The following is an 18,561-nucleotide window of genomic DNA, read 5'->3' as shown; positions in this document are numbered from 1 at the left end:
TAGAGTAACATGCATGTTCTAGCAATAGACGGTCCATCAATGGGGGGTTCCTCCGAAATAACTTCTTATCTAAGGGGTTTACTTCTTAGCTTTTTCTTGAATAAGAGAAGGGGTTATTTGTAAGTAAATCGAAGTTAAGCAGAAGATGTTATTTTGTTTACCATCTGGATGTACTACTCAACATTAAGGAGGAACAATTATGAGCGAAACAAAGACATTACGAGGACTCGCTACAGTCAGTTTTTGGACGGATGACCTAGCAGCTGCAAAGAAGTGGTACACCGAGATATTGGGGATCGAACCATACTTCGAACGTCCAGGTTATGCTGAGTTTCGACTCGGCGACTACCGACACGAGCTGGGCCTGATCGATAGCCGTTACGCGCCTGATGGTTTAACGACCGGCCCGGCAGGTGCTGTAGTGTACTGGCACGTTGACAATGTAACAGCAATTTTCAAGAAGCTGCTTTCAATGGGAGCGAAAGAGTACGAGGCACCCACAGAGCGTGGCGAGGGGTTCATCACTGCTTCCGTGGTCGATCCCTTTGGGAACATCCTGGGTATTATGTACAATCAGCACTATTTGGAGGTTCTGAGCTCGATCAGAAAAGCGTGACCCTCAGCTTACCCCAACTGCTAGGTATTCAACTACTAAACTCGAGACAAAAAGCACAAGAAATGTGAAAAGTGAAAAGTGAAAAGGGCTTCACGAAGTAATAATACACAATTGAAAGATAAGTTTACCTTGAACTAAGACAAAACCTCTCTAAATTCCTTTTAATTAAGGAAATTCACGAGAGGTTTTTTTATAAGTTGCTCTTCGAGAAATATTTCTGAGTATCTTCACGTATTTGATTAGGTAAGACACGATCAAGCTCTTTATTTAACCATGAAAGTGTTTTACTACGTAAGTATTCACGCATTTTTTCTTCCGCAGAGAGCATAACTAAATTGATGGTGCAAGAGGAAGGAGCTGAACAGCAGTTTTCTCTATACAAATAACCATTATCTTTTATATTTTTACATTGAAAAATAGGCTTAGGACCTTCAACTGCTTCAACCACATCCCAAAAGGAAATATCTTCTGGGGATTTCGATAACCTATATCCTCCCTTTACACCAGGGACAGAATTTACAATTCCAGCCTTAGATAATTTACCGAAAACTTTTGAAAGAAAGGTTTCAGAAAGTCCTTGGAATTCTGCCAAATCCTTAATTCCAATACTTTCATTGGGAGGAACATCAATTAAATAAACCAGACAATGCAACGCATATTCAACTCCGACACTATACTGCATATAAACTCACCTGCTTTTGATTTTAAGGGTTATCACATTGTATCTTAGGAGTATTTAGAGTGTTAGTCAATGTAAATCATATTCATTCACAAAAATAATTATAGTCTTTCTATTAGAGATATATTCAATCAACGATTAAATCAGTCTCCAATTCATAATATAAAATTCATTATAAAGAAGAAATCCAAATGAATAAAACACTTTAACATTAACGCACGTAGTCAGGAAAAAAATGTAACTATTCGGGATAACCTGTTCCAGAATTGCTTGAAATTCAAGCTTTGTCTGGACCAATACCCCCGTTATATTCTCGTGCTGTTTTGTAAGATTCCGAAGGTTTAAAAGTTTAATTCCTCTACGTCTCTAATTCCTCTTTGTGCAGAGATGGTAAGCATCGACCGCATCTGTCTTTACTTTCCTAAGACATGAACTTTTAACCTGATAAGAAATTAAAGGATTAATGATTATCAATAAATATCCACGGTCCTCCAAGTATTGAACAACAGAGGATTGATAATGTCCTGTTTCTTCTAGGGCGATAGGTGGTTTCTTGCTATTGTCTTTATTAAGATCATCTCGCCTTTGTTATTTCTCTAATTTTATTATGGTTGGATCTTTATTAAGTTAATCTAAATGGAATTTCGTGGATGTTGTTTCAATTATCAAATTATAAGAGGGTTGACATAATAAAACAAATAATATATTATAGACAATATTAATCGACGATTAATACTGTCTATAATTGTTGTTTAAATCTTTAGTTCAATTATTTATTGAATAAACTTTTTTAGGGAGGTAATTAAATTGGAACAACGAATTGATTATAACAATGTAGCACCTGAGGCACTTAAAATAATGATGGAAATGGAAAAGTATACGAAAACTACAGGTATAGAACGTAAACTTCGTGATCTGATTAAAATTCGTGCTTCTCAAATTAACGGCTGTGCATATTGTTTGAATATGCACACAGCAGATGCTCGGAAAATGGGTGAAACAGAACAAAGAATATATTGTGTTAGTGCTTGGGAAGAGTGTGAATTCTACACAGAAGCAGAAAAAGTAGCTTTAGAGTTGACAGAGTACGTGACATTAATCCCGACAAAACGTGTGCCAAATGAGCTTTATCAACGAGTGCGTAAACACTATGACGAAAAACAGTATGTTGACCTTGTTTTAATAATTAATCAAATTAACAGTTGGAATAGAATTTCTATTGCAATGGGGAATACTGCAACTGAAAAATAATTACAATCAACGAACATTTTAGAATATAGATCTCAGATAGATTGTAATCGAGTAGGAGGGGGTGACTAACCCCCGACCTCTCACACCACCATACGTACCGTTCGGTATACGGCGGTTCAACTAAGTTTGACGTAAAAATTCATATCTGTGATATAGACTTTTCAACACTCGGTTACTCCAAAAAGAGTTATCGAGGGTTTTGTGTAGAATCGGACTACTTGCTATTCTCCAGTATTTCTTTCTGTAGTTTCCCCATTCGTAAGCCTTGTTTGGTGATACTCCCAGACCTATGAGTTTTCTCACTCTTGTTTTGGGTGTTTTCCATTGTTTCCATTCAATCATACGGAGTCTTCTTCTTATCCACTCATCAAATTCTTTAAACTTACTTGGTGTATCCGCTAAAGCAAAGTAACCACACCACCCCGTTAGGTATTGATTTAGTTTCTCAATTCTTGTTTCCATTGGGATGGATTTTGAACGTGAAGTTAGTTCCCGTATTTTCGACCTTTTAATCCAGCCAATGCTTGTTGTACTTGTTTTCCAACGGTCATATAAAGATCCCTCTTTTCGTGATAGAAGTTAAATTACAAAATTAGTATGCTGAATGAATAATTATTTACTTATGTATTTATTTTTTTGGCTGTGTTAAACGGTATTGTTGATTTTGCTATTCTGTTGATTGGAGCTGAAGGCGCGAAGACTCCTGCGGGAGCACGGGGCAGGTGAGACCCCGCAGGCGCTAAAGCGCCGAGTTATCATGAACGAAACTAGCTCCTTACTCGTAAATTCGTAGGTTAATTTGGTAAGAATGTTTAATGTTGAAAAACAAAAAACCAAATTAGAGCTACATTACGAAAGGAGCTAGTCATTATGCAGGATGCCATAAAATTTGTAGGTTTAGACGTATCAAAGGAAAAAATTGCTGTAGCTATTGCTGAAGAGGGCCGCGGAGAGCCTAGATACTTTGGAATGATTCCTCATACACCTGAAGCAATTAGGAAATTAATAAAAAAACTTGGAGAACCTAACACTCTTCGAGTGTGTTATGAAGCAGGTCCAACTGGGTACCCACTATTTAGACTATTACTTACTTTGGGAGTTCATTGCGATGTGATAGCTCCATCCTTAATACCTAAAAGACCAGGTGAGCGTATCAAGACAGATCGTAGGGATTCTATCCGACTTGCTCAGTTATATCGAGCAGGTGAATTAACACCTATTTATGTTCCTGATACGGAAGATGAAGCTCTCCGTGATTTAGTAAGAGCACGTGAAGACGCAAAAGAAGATGAACTAAGAGCTAAGCATCGTTTATCTAAATTTTTATTACGTAATAATCTTCACCCACCAGCTGGAGTTAATAAATGGACTAAAAAGTATCGTGAATGGCTAAATGTATTAAAATTTGAAAACTCATCTTTACGAGTGGTTTTTCAGGAATATTATCATCAATTAAAAGAGTTAGAACAACGAATTCTAAGACTCGAAGAGGAAATAAAATTACAAGCAGCCGAAGGTGTTCATGCTCCAATGATTCAAGCCTTACAAGCATTAAGAGGTGTTGCGCTTATAACTGCGACTAGTCTTGTCGCAGAAATTGGTTCTTTTAAACGTTTTCCAACCCCGAAACAATTTATGGCTTATGTTGGTTTAGTACCGAGCGAATCCTCTAGTGGTGAGAAAAGGAGACAAGGAGAAATTACTAAAACTGGAAATCGCCATGTTCGCCGTCTATTAATTGAGTCTGCTTGGAGTTATCGATATCAACCTTCAGTTAAAGGTGAATTAAAGAGACGGCAAGACGGCTTATCTCCAATAGTTCAAGGTATATCCTGGAAAGCTCAAAATAGGCTTCATAAAAGATATTTTCAACTACTATCCAGAGGAAAAACAGGTGGTAAAGCAATCACTGCAGTAGCAAGAGAGTTGGCAGGTTTTATTTGGGCTATTACGCAAGAGATAAATGATACTTCCAAAATTTGATTGTAAATATTGAAAATAAAATGCTTTTATATTGATTTAAAAATAGAAGATGAGAATAGGGCTCGAAGGCAAAGAGTAATACCGGAAAGGAAAATCCACGTGCCTCCTCTGTGCTATACCTTATAAGGGTTAACGCACGCGCCGAGTTAGTGGAAAAGTCCTTTAAACGGAAAGATAAAATGTGAAAACCCACGAATATCAGAATGCTAACCGCAGTAGAGATTTTTGCTTTCGTGCCGTGTTCTTAACATCTATTCAAATAAATAAGGAGCGGACATGTGATCATTTCTTCTTTAGCTTAAAATAGTGTCTCATCTCTTAGAATGGCAGTCAAGGAGAGCACTTGACAGCCATTCTAAGAGATGAGAATAGGTTGGTAAGCTAAAGAAGGAGATAATCTAGCCAGAAGGCTAATAAGACAACAATGAAAAGAAGCCAAAATTAGCTTCTCTTCTTAAAATTGCCCAAAAATAATACAAATACTAATTTAGAGTGGGGGCCTTGACAGTTTCGTTCATATCAGGAGGCTCACCGGCACGCCCGCGGTAAGCGAGGCACCTGGAGTGGAAATCAACAGACAGGTTTAACACAGTTTTTTAATTTCTAAGCTCTTTTTGATACAACCTACCATCTAATGGAGGAATATTACGATAAAACCGTTGAGCAAAACACTTTATCTAGTAAAAAACAAAAATTTTTTGAAAAAATAGCAAATTCCTATTATAATAAAACCAACCATTTTTAAGACCAAGTCCTAATATGTAGTAATAATTTCAAATAAACTGGAGATAAAACATGTCAATCGAAACGAAACAAAGGAAACCAAGAATTTCTGCTTATTTTAAGACACTCGGAATCAAGGACTGTAAAAGCAAGCGGGGCTTTTGGAAGCACGTTACTGGAGTAGATTCAGTCTTGGCAGAGGAACTTGAACCACTTATATGCCGCAAAAAGAAGGGAAATATTTATGAGGTAAAGAATGGTACTCTGCCTTTCAGCTTGGCAGTGGAATCATGGACGAAGTCATTTCATAAGTCTTTCCTGACTTGGATAAATCAGCAAAAACAACTAAAGCCACAGCGAATTTTGGAAATCGGATGTGATAATGGATTGTTGGCATGCTGGTACGCCACACGGTTTCCGGATGCGGAGATAATTGGAATCGATCAGTCAGGGAACGGAATCCGGTGTGCCAAAGAGTTGGCTAAGCAGCTAGGTCTTACTAATGTGAGCTTTTATCGAATCGATTTTATGGATTTAAGAGAGCATTTTTTGCTGAACTCTTTTGATCTCATTATTTCTGTGCGGGCCTTTCATGAGATTATGGGACCTCTTTTCTTCCCAAAGTATTGGTCACTACCAGATTACTTGAAGGAAAATCCAACATATGGAGATAGTAAGTATTTACAAATAGTCGATGATTTGTTAACCGAGGACGGAACCTATCTCTCTTGTGAGCGATTGGAAAACCCCGCAGATGTCGGGAAGTGGGCAAATTCGCTGTCACAAGCCAATCTCCAAGTCCAGTGGGATGACTGCGACATCATAGATTATCATGAGTTAGGAGCAAATAAGCGTTCTCCTATTATTGTAGCGACAAAAAGGCAGACTGGGATCATAACCTTAGAAGGTATGGAACACCTTTATACGAAAGATCATCCAATCGTATTAGAGTCCGGGAAATGCTACAGCGGGGCGAAAGCTGAGTTTGCCTATCACCGCTTGGGGGAGAAAACATTCAAATCAGGCCACTATCTGGATGTGCCCAACCACTGGCATATGTTTCGATTTGAAATTTGGGAGACCAGCAGTTTTCTGATTGTCTATAATTACGGTAATATGGGGCATCGTCATTTGGACATACTTTCTGCCGGTGCATATTTAGAGGCACAACTGCTGATAGAGGAGGCAAAGGAAAAGTCCAGTCATCTCGGACCAATTGTATAATACAACAGCCTGGAAGCACGTCCAGAAAGCTATTTTATTCTTAATTCAAAGGCAATAAAGAAACTATTGGGTTTAAATATAAAATTAATTTGCAGAATTAGAGAGTCTACATGAAATTGTAGGCTTTTTTTCTCTCTAAAAATTCAAAAGGGGCAAATGTTTATTCCCGATAGCAGGAAATATGAATAAAATAGATCCCATCGGTCAACGTTTCACGATATTTTTACAATCATTTTATAAGAAATAGAGGGAAGTCATTATGTCAACCTTAACAGGGTTTCTGCCCAGCACATCCGCTTTTAAATTTGGAAACAGCTTTCCACAAGTTCCATTATGGAAAATGGATGTTTTGGGTCTGCGGATTCCAATCGGTAATGCATCATATGGCCTTTGTGGCGGAATGATTTATGCAGTCATAGATTACTTTGAAGCAAAAATGCCGATCCCGTCCAATCCGACAGCCCCTCCATCTGGTCCATTGTTCAAATATATCGTTAATCGGCAGATGGAAAGCTTTCATTTGCCCTTTGGTCTTATTAAATATATGGTTTTGATGAATCCTGTCCTCCAGGATCATGAAACAACCACTAGTAAACTAGGAGATGCTCCGCACGGAAGAACGTGGAGAATGATTAATGAGGAATGGCCGAGAATAAAAAATGATCTTGATAACGGAAAGCTATCACCGCTTGGTTTAGTCAGAGTAAAATCCCTTAATCCTTTTCAGATTAGACAAAACCATCAAGTTCTTGCATATGGGTATGACTTCAATGAAAATAATCTGTCCATTCATATCTATGACCCTAATTTACCAAACGATGATCATGTAACTATATCTTTAAGTATTGATAATCCCGAATCGCCAACAACTGTTGTTCATTCAAAATCATCTGAACCGATTTATTGTTTCTTTAGAACGAATTACAACTTTACAAGGCCGATAGATTTAAACTAGATTTCAAGCGGCTCGTTTACGGAAAAAACCTTTTTTAGTCATAATCTCCCCTTCAAAAGGTATACATTTATCCCAAATATACATTTTATTAAAAATTCTTCTAACTGCAATATTTATCCGGTTAGAAAAATAGTATATCAAGCAATAATTTTTGGCACTAACAGATTCTTTTGAGCTCTTTTATACTAATGAAGAAGTTTTTGCGAAGCACTATCCATAACACACTCTAAGCAATCCATGTATTCTCTAAAGAGAAGTAACTAAATGCTGAAATGTCAGGCTCCCGTTAAGGTGTCTAACATTTTTTTAGCCGCAAGACCAATCCAAATAACTGGACGGAGTCTAAAAACGATACTAAATGTAAGTATATATTTGATACCCCATTTAACCGCATTATATTTACATAACATTAAGAATCTGATTTTTTTTTATGGAATGGAAAAAGTCAGCAATTTAATAAAGCTATAATTAATAAATTGTAGAAGAGAAATCAAATAAGAAAAGCAGTTCGTTAGGAGGAATAGATATATGGTAAAAGCCACGCAGAAGGAATTGGAGGTAATTGTAAAATTTGCATTGATGCTTTGGCCGGCATGTAATTCAAATGAGTTGAAGGAAGAATTTAGTGAACTATTACATGACCAAGATGCTGCAATTTTTTTAGCAAAAGAAGGAACGGAATTTGTTGGATTTGTTCAATGTCAGCTTCGAAAGGACTATGTGGAAGGAACGGAAAGTAGTCCAGTGGGATATCTCGAAGGAATTTTTGTACAGGAGGGCTTTCGAAGAAAAGGGATGGGAAAACAGCTTTTGGCAGCCTGTGAAATTTGGGCAAAGGAACGGGGCTGTAAAGAATTTGCAAGTGATCTGGAACTAGATAACCTAGAGAGTTTAAGATTTCATCTGAAGAGTGGATTTCAGGAAGCCAACCGAATTATTTGTTTAACGAAAAAATTATAAAAATCGAACCTTCTTCCACAGAGACTCTCAAATGATACTACAACAAATAGCTCTCCCTAAAATTAAGATAGCTAGGTAAAGTTTTGTAATTTCACTTCCAACCGATGAAATACTTTGAACAACTGACCAAAACAAACAACCGCAAGCCCCTGCATTCATGTATGGGGTAAGGTTGTTTGTTTTTATTTATTTTTTCAGAACAAATGTTCCTAAAAATTGGCGTTAGATAAAAATAATTGATATAATTAAGATATGAAAAGCCTAATTCAATATAAAAGTAATAATAATGTAGTATATTCTTGTAAATACCATGTGGTTTGGTGTCCTAAATATAGAAGAAATGTATTGATAGATGGAGTAGATGAGAGACTTAAATCTATTCTATTAGAGGTTGCGGAAGAGACAAAGTCTGAAGTAATCGAAATGGAAATTATGCCAGACCATGTTCATCTACTTGTGGAGTGCGATCCACAGTTTGGTATTAATAAACTCATTAGAATGATGAAAGGAAGAAGTTCTCGCTATTTACGCAGCGAATTCCCATGGTTAAAAAGTAGAATTCCTTCTCTATGGACCAATAGCTATTTTGTATCAACTGTTGGCGGTACAAGGTTTGATGTTGTAAAACAGTACATAGAAAATCAAAAAGGAGTGTAAAACCATGGCTGCATCAAAAGTAAAATCGCCTTCTTTTATCGCAACGATTCGATTAAGAACGAATGCACAGGAAGATAAGTTAATTTTGATGTTATCTGATTGTGGAAGACAGCTTTATAATGCTTGTTTAGGGGAAGGTTTGAAGCGGATTAGGGCAATTCAAAACACCAAATTGTATAAGGAGACTGTCGAATTATCTAAAACTTCGGAAACAGATATAGAGCAGCGTAGAGCTAACTTTATATACCTTAATGCGACTTTTGGGTTTACTGATTATTCGATTCAATCTTTCGGGACAAAAACGAAGAATGCATCAAAGTTTATTGCGGAACATTTAGGGACTCACGTCTGTCAAAAACTTTCGACAAGAGCCTTTAAGGCCGTGCAAAAATTCGCTTTTAAGAAAGCGAAAAAGGTAAAGTTTAAACGAAAGGGAGAATTTGTTTCCTTAGAAAGCAAAAACAACAAAACATTTCTTACTTATTCGAATGGTTATGTTTTCATCGGAAAAACACTTTCGTTAAAATGCCTATCCGATCCCAAAGATCTATGGATGCAGCATGCCTTAAAGCATAGAATAAAATATTGTCGAATCATAAAAAAAGAGGTAAAGGGGAAAAATCGTTTTTATGTTCAGTTGATTCTTGAAGGGTACCCTTATCGTAAATATGAATTAGGTAAAGAAGAGATTGGACTAGATATTGGTCCTTCCACGATTGCGATGGTAGGGGAGTCGAAAGCCGAATTAAAGGAATTTTGTGAAGAAGTGGTAGGAATCGATAAGGAAAAAAGACGAATCAATCGTAAAATGGACCGGCAGCGACGAGCCAATAACCCCAATCATTATCAAAGCAATGGCGTGATGAAAAAAGGTAAAAAGAAGTGGGTCAACTCCAAAAGATACATAAAGACGCGTTCAGATCACAGAGAATTGGAACGTAAGATGAAAGAAGTAAGAAAACAACTCCATGGTCGAGATACCAATCAAATCCTACAACTAGCCTCCTCCATTCTAACAGAGAAACTCTCCTATAAAGCTTTTCAAAAAATGTTCGGAAAAAGTATCGGTAGAAAAGCACCCAGTATGTTTTTGAAAATGTTAAAACGAAAAGTGGAATCACAAGGTGGAAGGTTCCGAGAGTTTCCAACCTACTCGACAAAGTTATCTCAAACCTGCCATTGTGGTGCTATTAAGAAAAAAAGACTTAAGGACCGCTGGCATAGTTGTGAATGCGGGGTCCTGGCACAACGTGATTTATACAGTGCATTTTTAGCTAGATATGTATCAAAATCAAATCAAGTAGATTTTCAAAAGGCTGAAAAAGAGTGGCCTCAACTTTCTATTATTTTAAATGAGTGCATCATGAATTTGAAAAACATGAGATTAGAAAGAAAATTCATCTCAACATTTGGTATATAAATTCCTAAGAGATTAATAGGTTAAATCTCTCGGTGCAGACATACCCCGAAACAGTCAATAAGTTGTGAGTGGCAAGGGAATCCGAGCCCATGTAGATAGTCATATTTCGATTATGTGCATTAGAACGATTTCGGCTGTCGAAGCCTTTTAGACCAAAGTGAAGTCCATCTTGTATAGTAATTATAGATTTTGGAAGAGCCAAGGTTGTTTAAAGGTGGAACCCCCTCCATTTATGGAGGGGGGAGTGTCAGCAAGATGCTGCTATTTTTTTAGCAAAAGAATGAACGGAATTTGTTGGATTTGCTCAATGTCAGCTTCGAAAGGATTATGTGGAAGGAACGGAATGTAGTCCAGTGGGATATCTCGAAGGAATTTTTGTATAGGAGAGCTTTCGAAGAAAAGGTATGGGAAAACAGCTTTTGGCAGCCCGTGAAATTTGGGCAAAGGAACGGGGCTGTAAGGAATTTGCAAGTGATCTGGAACTAGATAACCTAGATAGTTTAAGATTTCATCTGAAGAGTGGATTCCAGGAAGCCAACCGAATTATTTGTTTAACGAAAAAATTATAAAAATCGAACCTTCTTCCACAGAGACTCTCAAACTCCAATGATACTACAACAAATAGAAATTCCTAAAATTAGGATAGATTGGTAAAGTTTTGTAATTTCACTTCCAACCGATGAAATACTTTGAACAAGTGACTTCGTGGGTTTATTTCAAGAGGAGAATATCCAATGTTCAAAGTGCCTGACACCTTCCAGTTTTTAGTTGGTGCTTAGGTGCTTTTTTCTTTTTTTTGAACTCCAAGGGTACTCCAACAGGGAAGGTTCTATGTGGTCAAAATTGATGGCACTTGGGTCTTTTCTCCGTTAAAATAAAACCGTATTAATGGTCAAAGGGGAAATTATCTTGAAAAAATATCAAACTTTTAAAAGCGATGAAAATTGCCTGTGCCAACAACAAGCGAAGGCTGAGTTATGTGGTTGGGATTTTGAAAAACTGGGTAAATGACTCCTTACTGACCGTAGAAGAAATTGATTCTTTTTATGAGAGTCAAAATTCTGCACCAAAGCATAGGCAATCAACCGAATCGTTTCCTGCCGGAAGAGTATTTCAAAGTGGATTTAAACTTGACCTTACGGCAGGTGAAGAGGGATGAGTATGGCAGAAAAAGCGTTTTTAGGAAGCTTGATGAAGGCGGAGTACTTACTCCCAGATCCCGTCATTCACCCTGAACAGTTAGAAAGTACACGGCATAAAGAATTAATGCGAAAGCTGTGTTTGCCTCAACAGCATACTTGCTATTTAAATTAATTTTATCTATGGGAGCTAGTCGGTTTAAAAAAATAAAATAGCCAACATTACATTGACAAGACTATGTAATGCTCTTACAATTGAAAATGATTATCAACATCAATTGGGGGAAGTTATATGTTTTATGCAATTAATAGTCGGAATATTTTATTAACATTTATTTTTATTTTTTTATTATCATCAGTATTACTTGGTTGTACAAATGCTAGTGATAAGGATACAACGTCAAAGAATGTAAAAGATAATATGCTTACGATTGCATGGGCGAGGGATGTGGGCGAAATGAATCCCCATGTTTATAATCCTTCACAATTATTTGCTCAGTCAATGGTATATGAACCGTTAGTAAGTTACGGAGTTGGAGGAGAGCTAAAACCGCATCTTGCTGAGTCATGGGAAATTTCTGAAGACGGAAAAGTATATACATTTCATCTGCGTAAAGATGTGAAATTTTCTGATGGAACAAGTTTTAATGCAGAAATTGTGAAAAAGAATTTTGATACAATTTTGAATCACATGGAATTACATAGTTGGTTGGGTTTCCTTTCTAAAATTAAAAATATGGAAGTTATCGACGAAAATACGTTTAAAATGACATTAACTGAAGCCTATTATCCAACGATCCAGGAGTTAGCTGTTGTTCGACCTGTTCGTTTCTTAGGTGAAGCTGGATTCCCTGAAAATGGTGATACCTCAAAAGGAATTGTGAAACCAGTTGGTACAGGCCCATGGATTTTGGAAGAGTATAAAGCGGATGAATATGCGATTTTCAAACGAAACGAAAACTATTGGGGTGAGCTTCCAAAAGTAGAAAAAATTCAAGTGAAAGTCATTCCTGATGCAGAAACGAGAGTACTAGCGTTTGAAAAAGGTGAGCTAGATTTAATTTACGGAGAAGGTGTTATCAGTTTAGACGCTTTCAAACAATTAGAATCAACTGATAAATATGAAACTAGCATTTCTGAGCCAGTCGCGACAAGACAGCTTGTTATGAATACAAACAGAAAACAGCTTTCCGATGAACGTGTTCGCCAAGCGTTACATTATGGATTTAATAAAGAGGCAATGGTGAAAGGAATCACTTCTGGACTAGAAGAAGCAGCAGATTTTATTTTACCGACAAACTTGCCTTATACTTCCGAAATTGATGTTAAGAAGATTGGATATGATGTTAAGAAAGCAGAAGCGTTATTAGACGAAGCAGGCTGGACACTTCCTAAGGGGAAAACGGTTCGGGAAAAAAATGGACAGCCACTTGAAATTGAAATGATGTATGATTCAGCAGAATCTATTCAAAAAGCAATGGCAGAAACGCTACAATCAGAATGGGCTGCCATTGGTGTGAAATTAAATATTGTTGGGGTAGAGCTTGCTGTTCAAGTTCAAAGATTTAAAGATAATAAGTTTGATATTAATTTCTTTAGTAACTACGGTGCTCCATATGATCCGCATACATTTATAAACATTGTCGCAAAAGAAGGATTTGGATTTAATGAAGCCATTTCAGCCTATCCAAACAAAGAGGAATTACTCCAACAAATGGCCCGAGTACCTCAGACAACTGACGAAAATGAACGTCAACAGCTGTACACATCTATATTAACATCACTGCAGGACCAAGGAGCAATTCTTCCTATCTCTTATATTAAGAAAACAGCGATTTATCAAAAAGATGTCAAGAACTTCAATTTTTCTGCGAATCGTGACGAAAATCCATTCACAGGAATTATCATCGAGCAGTAGGCAAGTAGGAGGCTATTATGGGCAATTATATTATAAAACGAATAATGTCCATTATTCCGGTTTTTCTTTTGGCCGCACTTCTAACAACTGGAATGATTCACTTTTCACCGGTGGATCCGGCTGAGGCTTATTTAACAGCAGCACATATCGAACCGACCGATGAGATTTTGGCCCAGAAAAGACATGAGTTTGGTTTAGATCAACCATTCTTCATTCAATATGTAAAGTCTATTATGAAGATATGCCAACTTGATTTTGGCATATCTTATGTTTCGAATAAGCCCGTTTGGGACGAGGTGATCTACCGAATTCCAGCAACCCTCCAGCTAGCGCTAGGGAGTTTATTCATCGCGGTGCTTGTCAGTGTCCCTCTTGGCTTTCTAGCAGGAGTAAAGAAAAACAGCGCGATTGATCATTTCAGTCGCATACTTTCCTTTTTCGGGGCATCCATTCCTTCTTTTTGGCTAGGTTATTTATTGATTTTTTTCTTTTCTGTAAAATTGGATCTTTTCCCAGTTGAAGGGTTTGGAACATGGCAACATCTTGTATTGCCTTCCATTACGCTTGCTCTTCCTTTAATAGCGATGTACACAAGATTGTTGCGTGCTAGCATTCTTGAAAATTTACAAGAGCCCTATGTGCTATTTGCAAGGACAAGGGGGATAAAAGAAAAAACCATTATGGCCAAGCATGTCTTAAGAATTGCCATTTCCCCGATGATTACTGGTCTGGGGGTGAATCTTGGGAAACTGCTGACAGGAACGATTATCGTGGAGACCGTTTTTTCTTGGCCTGGATTTGGACGTTATTTTATTGAAGCGATTTTTAACCGTGACATACCTATCATTCAATGCTATGTACTAATAGCTGCTAGTTTATTTATATTTAGCAACCTAATGGTGGATCTGATTCAAATGTTTATTGACCCGCGCATATCCAGGAAAGAAGGGCAACAACGATGATAACCAGTATACGCAGGATATTAATAAGTCAAAAAGTGATTCCTATATGTACCATGATATTAGGGATTCTTTTTATCATCACGTTATTGGCTCCCTGGATCTCACCCAATGATCCGATTGCGGTCAATTTAGTTTATAAACTACAGCCTCCCTCCTGGGAATTCCCATTAGGAACGGATCATTTAGGAAGATGTAACTTATCACGCCTTTTATATGGGGGACGAATATCTTTAGGCTTTGCCATGCTCATTTTCATTTCATCTTTAACGATTGGTTTAATAATTGGAACCTTTTCTGGATATAAAGGCGGCTGGGTGGATCAGGTTTTGATGAGATTTTGTGATGGTGTGATGGCTTTTCCTAGTCTTATCCTTATACTTGGACTGGTTGGTATTTTCGGTCCTGGACTTTCGCAGGTCATTTTAGCGCTGATGCTTGTGCAATGGGTATATTACGCGAGAATGTTCCGAGGAATGGTTCTAAGTCTGAAGGAACAGAACTTTATTGCAGCGGCGAAAATAAGCGGCTCATCGCAATGGAAGATTATTAAAAATCATATTGTCCCAAATGTACTCCCTCCACTTGTGGTCATGGGTACATTAGAAATGGGTTGGGCCATCATGGATATATCCGCCATGTCGTTTCTTGGTTTAGGAGTACAACCGCCTACAGCTGAATGGGGAGCGATGATTCACGAAGGAAAGTCGTATATTCGGACGAATCCTGAATTAATGCTTTTTCCAGGTTTGATGATTATGCTCGTAATTGTGAACTTCAATTTATTGGGCGAAGCGTTATCCGAACGTTACGGTGTCAAACGTCGATCATAAAAAGGAATGAGAATGTTGGGTACAGAACTGTCGTATGTGTTACAAGTGAGAGATTTACATGTACAGGTAAAAACAAAAACTGGTGCTACCACGCTTGTTGAGAATATCAATTTTGAACTGAAGCGTGGGGAGGTACTGGGTCTTGTTGGGGAAAGTGGATGCGGTAAAACCGTTACGAGTATGTCCATTCTACAGCTTCTCAATCGGAAAACGACAACGATTGAAGGCAGTATCGTATTAAAAGGACGCGAATTGAACGGTTTAGGAGAGAAAGAAATGCGTATGATTCGTGGTAAGGATATCGCTTTTATTATGCAAAATCCGATGAATGCATTTACGCCTGTTTTTACAATTGGCCACCAATTTATTGAAACCATTCGATCGCATACACAATGGAATAAAAAACAAGCAAAAGAGCTTGCCATTGAGGCGATGCATCATGTGAACTTACCAGATCCTGTTAAACTATTAAAATACTTTCCTTCTCAATTGAGTGGTGGTATGCTTCAACGGGTGATGATTGCAATTGCAGCATGCTTACATCCAGCCGTCATTATTGCCGATGAACCCACAACTGCTCTTGATGTAAATAATCAAAAGAAAGTGCTGTACCACTTAGATAAAATTCGTTCTGAATATGGTTCAGCCATATTATTAATATCCCATGATCTCGGTGTCATTTCTGAAATGGCTGATGAAGTTGCCGTTATGCAAAATGGTCGAATAGTAGAAAAGGCTGGTGTATTCCAACTATTTGATGAGCCACAACATGAGTATACAAAAAAACTTTTAAATGCACGGTCCATATTACATTTAGATGAACCTGTCATCCATTTGGCTTGACTTAGGCATTTATAAGGGGTGAAAAAATGAGTTTATTACAAGTAAATGAAGTAACCCATAGCTTTCGATCTCCAACGTTTTTCAACTGGAAAGATCGTTCTAAAAAAATACTCTGCGACATATCTCTCTCTATTGAGGAAGGAACCTGTTTAGGTTTGCTTGGTACAAGCGGAGCTGGTAAAAGTACCTTAGGAAGAGTGATTCTTGGTCTGGAACGGCCGCAATGTGGAAAGGTTCTGTTTCAAGGGCATGATATTTATACCGCAGATAAGCATAGTCGTCAAAAAATCCGTCGTGATCTTCAAGCTGTATTTCAGGACTCATACTCATCGGTTAACCCTCGAATGACGGCTGAACGAATTATTGCAGAGCCTCTAGAAAACTATGAAAAGCTAACAATAGCTGAGCAAAAACGAACCGTTATTGATTTATTAGAAAGGGTGGGGTTAAGTGAAGAGGACTTAAAAAAATACCCTAATCAATTTAGCGGTGGGCAATTGCAAAGAATCAATATTGCAAGAGCTATCTCACTCAAGCCAAAGCTGATTGTCTTAGACGAATCTGTCAGTAGTCTAGATATGGTGAATCAAACCCTTATTTTAGAATTACTCAAGGAGTTAAAAGCAGATTTCGGGTTATCATTTCTCTTTATTACCCATGATATTAAAGCTGCCTATACGATTAGTGATAGATTAGGTGTACTAGAAAAAGGAAAATTGGTCGAGCTTTATGATGAAAAATCACAGTTTTTTACTTCAGAACATCCTGTAGTAAATGAGATGAGAGATTCCATGCTGGCTGAGCACCCACGTTTTCGTTCGGTTAGACGTGCTTAATTTAAACAGTATATACACTTTTCGAATGCCTCGATTTCATTTGCATAATCGGGGCTATTGTTCTATTTGAATGGATAGGAGGAGGAAATTCCTAATGAATCATCGTGCGTACCTCACCTTGGCGATTCCCCTAACGATCTCGACGATGACAACGCCCTTGTTAGGTGCTGTAGACACAGCCGTTGTAGGGCAGCTTCCCGATGCGGCATATATTGGAGGAGTTGCAGTCGGGACTCTTATTTTTAATACTTTGTATTGGGTATTCGGTTTTTTACGGGTGAGTACATCTGCTTTTGCCGCACAAGCGAATGGGGCAAGCGATCAAGCCCAAGGAATACTTGCTTTATCGCGTCCATTTTTATTAGCTATTGTGGTTGGGGTGTGTTTTATTCTCTTACAATGGCCGATTGAATATGTAGCTTTGATATTGTTTTCAAATGATTCTGATGTCAGTCAGTTTGCAGCTGAATATTTTCGAATTAGAATTTGGGGAGCACCCTTTACATTGCTGAACTATGTTATCCTTGGCTGGCTAATGGGGATGGCAAAGATAAAAGAATCTTTATGCTTACAGGTGTTAATGAATGTTTTGAATATGATTTTGGCCATTCTTTTTGTCCATGTCTTTTCTTTTGCTGTAAAAGGGGTCGCTGCTGCCGCTTTGATTGCTGAAGTGACTGCCTTTATATTAGGGATGGTCATTGTGAAGAAGGCATCCCAGTTTGAATGGAGGTTACCATCCTTTCAAGAAGTTATAGATACACAGTCTATGAAAAAGATGTTTAACGTTAATAAGGATTTGTTTATTCGAACGATTTGTTTATTAGTTGTTTTTAATATGTTTACAGCAAAGGGTGCTTCGTTTGGAACAAACTTTTTAGCTGCCAATGCTGTTCTATTTCAAATTCATTACATTATGGCTTATTTCTTTGAGGGGTTTGCTAACGCTACGAGTATTCTCGTCGGCAAAGCGGTAGGAGCAAACGACAAGGAATTATATAAACAAACACTTACTTTATCAAAGCAATGGTCGGTGATTACGGCTTTTGTGATAGCTTGTATATATGGTTTATTTCAAAAACAAATTATTGCGCTTTTTACCAATCTACCAAGTGTAATCGAACTTTCAACTACATATGGAACATGGCTTATCCTTTACCCGTTTGCCGCGTGTTTTGGCCTTGTCATTTATGGTGCCTTCACAGGTGCAACTGAAATCGCTCCCGTTCGTAACTCTATGATTTACGCAATGATCGTCTATATCCTTATACAAATTACGGCAACGCCTATCTGGCATAATCATGGCCTATGGCTGGCTTTCATTCTATACACGTTTGGGCGTTCTGGATTCTTGATCATGTATACTCCTAGATTAAATAAAAGATTATTATCTATAAACAAAGGAATCTGAAAATTACAGCTACTTTTGAAATGAATCATTTGTCATGTAACAAGGAGGAATAAAAATAGCCAGGTATACAAATGAAATATCTATTGAGGAAGGATCAATTCTTAACATTTCTTTAAATACATTAACCTAATAAAGAAATCGCCTTCGCACAAAA

Annotated in this window: 17 protein-coding genes and 3 pseudogenes; 17 read left to right on the top strand and 3 right to left on the bottom strand. The window is 37.6% G+C overall.

The window, feature by feature from the left end; all coding sequences use genetic code 11:
* The first annotated feature begins 199 nt into the window (after positions 1-199).
* Positions 200-616, top strand: coding sequence for a VOC family protein (locus QF028_RS13585; protein WP_429466161.1), 417 nt, complete (start codon positions 200-202; stop codon positions 614-616).
* Between the two features lie 190 nt (positions 617-806).
* On the opposite strand, the gene QF028_RS13580 is transcribed toward QF028_RS13585, so the two are convergent.
* Together QF028_RS13580 and QF028_RS13575 are read right to left on the bottom strand one after the other, a co-directional pair.
* The gene (locus QF028_RS13580; RefSeq protein ID WP_429466159.1) at positions 807-1,298 is read right to left on the bottom strand and encodes an RrF2 family transcriptional regulator; all 492 of its coding nucleotides are present in this window, start codon (positions 1,296-1,298) and stop codon (positions 807-809) included.
* A gap of 243 nt (positions 1,299-1,541) precedes the next feature.
* Positions 1,542-1,847 (bottom strand): annotated as a pseudogene (locus QF028_RS13575) (IS110 family transposase); the annotation flags it as partial.
* A 255-nt stretch (positions 1,848-2,102) separates the two neighbouring features.
* Here QF028_RS13575 and QF028_RS13570 point away from each other — a divergent pair.
* Entirely contained in the window at positions 2,103-2,546 is a 444-nt protein-coding gene (locus QF028_RS13570; protein ID WP_429466157.1) for a carboxymuconolactone decarboxylase family protein, read from the top strand.
* A 120-nt stretch (positions 2,547-2,666) separates the two neighbouring features.
* Here the strand turns inward: QF028_RS13570 and QF028_RS13565 are convergent.
* Positions 2,667-3,053: pseudogene (locus QF028_RS13565) on the bottom strand (group II intron maturase-specific domain-containing protein); the annotation flags it as partial.
* A 363-nt stretch (positions 3,054-3,416) separates the two neighbouring features.
* Here QF028_RS13565 and QF028_RS13560 point away from each other — a divergent pair.
* From QF028_RS13560 to QF028_RS13490, 15 genes and pseudogenes are all read left to right on the top strand, one after another.
* Positions 3,417-4,529, top strand: coding sequence for an IS110 family transposase (locus tag QF028_RS13560; RefSeq protein ID WP_429465059.1), 1,113 nt, complete (start codon positions 3,417-3,419; stop codon positions 4,527-4,529).
* Positions 4,530-5,324: 795 nt separating this feature from the next.
* Positions 5,325-6,476 carry an SAM-dependent methyltransferase gene (locus QF028_RS13555; RefSeq protein WP_429466155.1) on the top strand — a complete coding sequence of 384 codons (1,152 nt, stop codon included), beginning with the start codon at positions 5,325-5,327 and terminating at the stop codon, positions 6,474-6,476.
* A gap of 259 nt (positions 6,477-6,735) precedes the next feature.
* Positions 6,736-7,431 (top strand): hypothetical protein, encoded by a 696-nt coding sequence (locus QF028_RS13550; protein ID WP_429466153.1) that lies wholly within the window; start codon positions 6,736-6,738, stop codon positions 7,429-7,431.
* 528 nt (positions 7,432-7,959) lie between these two features.
* Positions 7,960-8,391 carry an aminoglycoside 6'-N-acetyltransferase gene (aac(6'), locus tag QF028_RS13545; RefSeq protein ID WP_429466151.1) on the top strand — a complete coding sequence of 144 codons (432 nt, stop codon included), beginning with the start codon at positions 7,960-7,962 and terminating at the stop codon, positions 8,389-8,391.
* A 252-nt stretch (positions 8,392-8,643) separates the two neighbouring features.
* Positions 8,644-9,048, top strand: coding sequence for an IS200/IS605 family transposase (tnpA, locus tag QF028_RS13540; protein ID WP_429466149.1), 405 nt, complete (start codon positions 8,644-8,646; stop codon positions 9,046-9,048).
* A gap of 4 nt (positions 9,049-9,052) precedes the next feature.
* Entirely contained in the window at positions 9,053-10,468 is a 1,416-nt protein-coding gene (locus QF028_RS13535; RefSeq protein ID WP_429466147.1) for a zinc ribbon domain-containing protein, read from the top strand.
* Positions 10,469-10,755: 287 nt separating this feature from the next.
* Positions 10,756-11,037 (top strand): annotated as a pseudogene (gene aac(6'), locus QF028_RS13530) (aminoglycoside 6'-N-acetyltransferase); the annotation flags it as partial.
* Between the two features lie 410 nt (positions 11,038-11,447).
* Positions 11,448-11,627, top strand: a complete 180-nt coding sequence (locus QF028_RS13525) for a hypothetical protein (protein ID WP_429466145.1) — start codon at positions 11,448-11,450, stop codon at positions 11,625-11,627.
* A 2-nt stretch (positions 11,628-11,629) separates the two neighbouring features.
* Entirely contained in the window at positions 11,630-11,782 is a 153-nt protein-coding gene (locus QF028_RS13520; RefSeq protein WP_429466143.1) for a hypothetical protein, read from the top strand.
* Between the two features lie 117 nt (positions 11,783-11,899).
* Positions 11,900-13,525 (top strand): nickel ABC transporter substrate-binding protein, encoded by a 1,626-nt coding sequence (gene nikA, locus QF028_RS13515; RefSeq protein ID WP_429466141.1) that lies wholly within the window; start codon positions 11,900-11,902, stop codon positions 13,523-13,525.
* Between the two features lie 17 nt (positions 13,526-13,542).
* Positions 13,543-14,487, top strand: a complete 945-nt coding sequence (gene nikB / locus QF028_RS13510; protein ID WP_429466139.1) for a nickel ABC transporter permease subunit NikB — start codon at positions 13,543-13,545, stop codon at positions 14,485-14,487.
* A complete protein-coding gene (nikC, locus tag QF028_RS13505) occupies positions 14,484-15,317 on the top strand; it encodes a nickel ABC transporter permease subunit NikC (protein ID WP_429466137.1) in 834 nt (277 codons plus the stop codon). Before nikB ends, nikC begins: the two co-directional genes overlap by 4 nt.
* 15 nt (positions 15,318-15,332) lie before the next feature.
* Positions 15,333-16,160 (top strand): nickel import ATP-binding protein NikD, encoded by an 828-nt coding sequence (gene nikD / locus QF028_RS13500; RefSeq protein WP_429472325.1) that lies wholly within the window; start codon positions 15,333-15,335, stop codon positions 16,158-16,160.
* Between the two features lie 26 nt (positions 16,161-16,186).
* On the top strand, positions 16,187-16,996 hold the full coding sequence (gene nikE / locus QF028_RS13495) for a nickel import ATP-binding protein NikE (protein ID WP_429466135.1): 810 nt from the start codon (positions 16,187-16,189) through the stop codon (positions 16,994-16,996).
* Positions 16,997-17,090: 94 nt separating this feature from the next.
* Complete coding sequence (locus QF028_RS13490; protein ID WP_429466133.1) at positions 17,091-18,407, top strand: MATE family efflux transporter; 1,317 nt, start codon at positions 17,091-17,093, stop codon at positions 18,405-18,407.
* The last annotated feature ends 154 nt before the right edge of the window (positions 18,408-18,561 follow it).

Source organism: Neobacillus sp. B4I6 (genome assembly GCF_050434045.1).
Taxonomy (GTDB): domain Bacteria; phylum Bacillota; class Bacilli; order Bacillales; family Cytobacillaceae; genus Neobacillus.
Note: the sequence above shows the minus strand (reverse complement) of the source record. Positions and strands in the feature narration are given on the sequence as shown.

Bases quoted from the DNA above. Each gene is read 5' to 3' on its own strand.
- QF028_RS13585 (WP_429466161.1), top strand. From the start codon at position 200: ATGAGCGAAACAAAGACATTACGAGGACTCGCTACAGTCAGTTTTTGG.
- QF028_RS13580 (WP_429466159.1), bottom strand. From the start codon at position 1,298: ATGCAGTATAGTGTCGGAGTTGAATATGCGTTGCATTGTCTGGTTTAT.
- QF028_RS13560 (WP_429465059.1), top strand. From the start codon at position 3,417: ATGCAGGATGCCATAAAATTTGTAGGTTTAGACGTATCAAAGGAAAAA.
- QF028_RS13555 (WP_429466155.1), top strand. From the start codon at position 5,325: ATGTCAATCGAAACGAAACAAAGGAAACCAAGAATTTCTGCTTATTTT.
- QF028_RS13550 (WP_429466153.1), top strand. From the start codon at position 6,736: ATGTCAACCTTAACAGGGTTTCTGCCCAGCACATCCGCTTTTAAATTT.
- tnpA (WP_429466149.1), top strand. From the start codon at position 8,644: ATGAAAAGCCTAATTCAATATAAAAGTAATAATAATGTAGTATATTCT.
- QF028_RS13535 (WP_429466147.1), top strand. From the start codon at position 9,053: ATGGCTGCATCAAAAGTAAAATCGCCTTCTTTTATCGCAACGATTCGA.
- QF028_RS13520 (WP_429466143.1), top strand. From the start codon at position 11,630: ATGGCAGAAAAAGCGTTTTTAGGAAGCTTGATGAAGGCGGAGTACTTA.
- nikA (WP_429466141.1), top strand. From the start codon at position 11,900: ATGTTTTATGCAATTAATAGTCGGAATATTTTATTAACATTTATTTTT.
- nikB (WP_429466139.1), top strand. From the start codon at position 13,543: ATGGGCAATTATATTATAAAACGAATAATGTCCATTATTCCGGTTTTT.
- nikC (WP_429466137.1), top strand. From the start codon at position 14,484: ATGATAACCAGTATACGCAGGATATTAATAAGTCAAAAAGTGATTCCT.
- nikE (WP_429466135.1), top strand. From the start codon at position 16,187: ATGAGTTTATTACAAGTAAATGAAGTAACCCATAGCTTTCGATCTCCA.
- QF028_RS13490 (WP_429466133.1), top strand. From the start codon at position 17,091: ATGAATCATCGTGCGTACCTCACCTTGGCGATTCCCCTAACGATCTCG.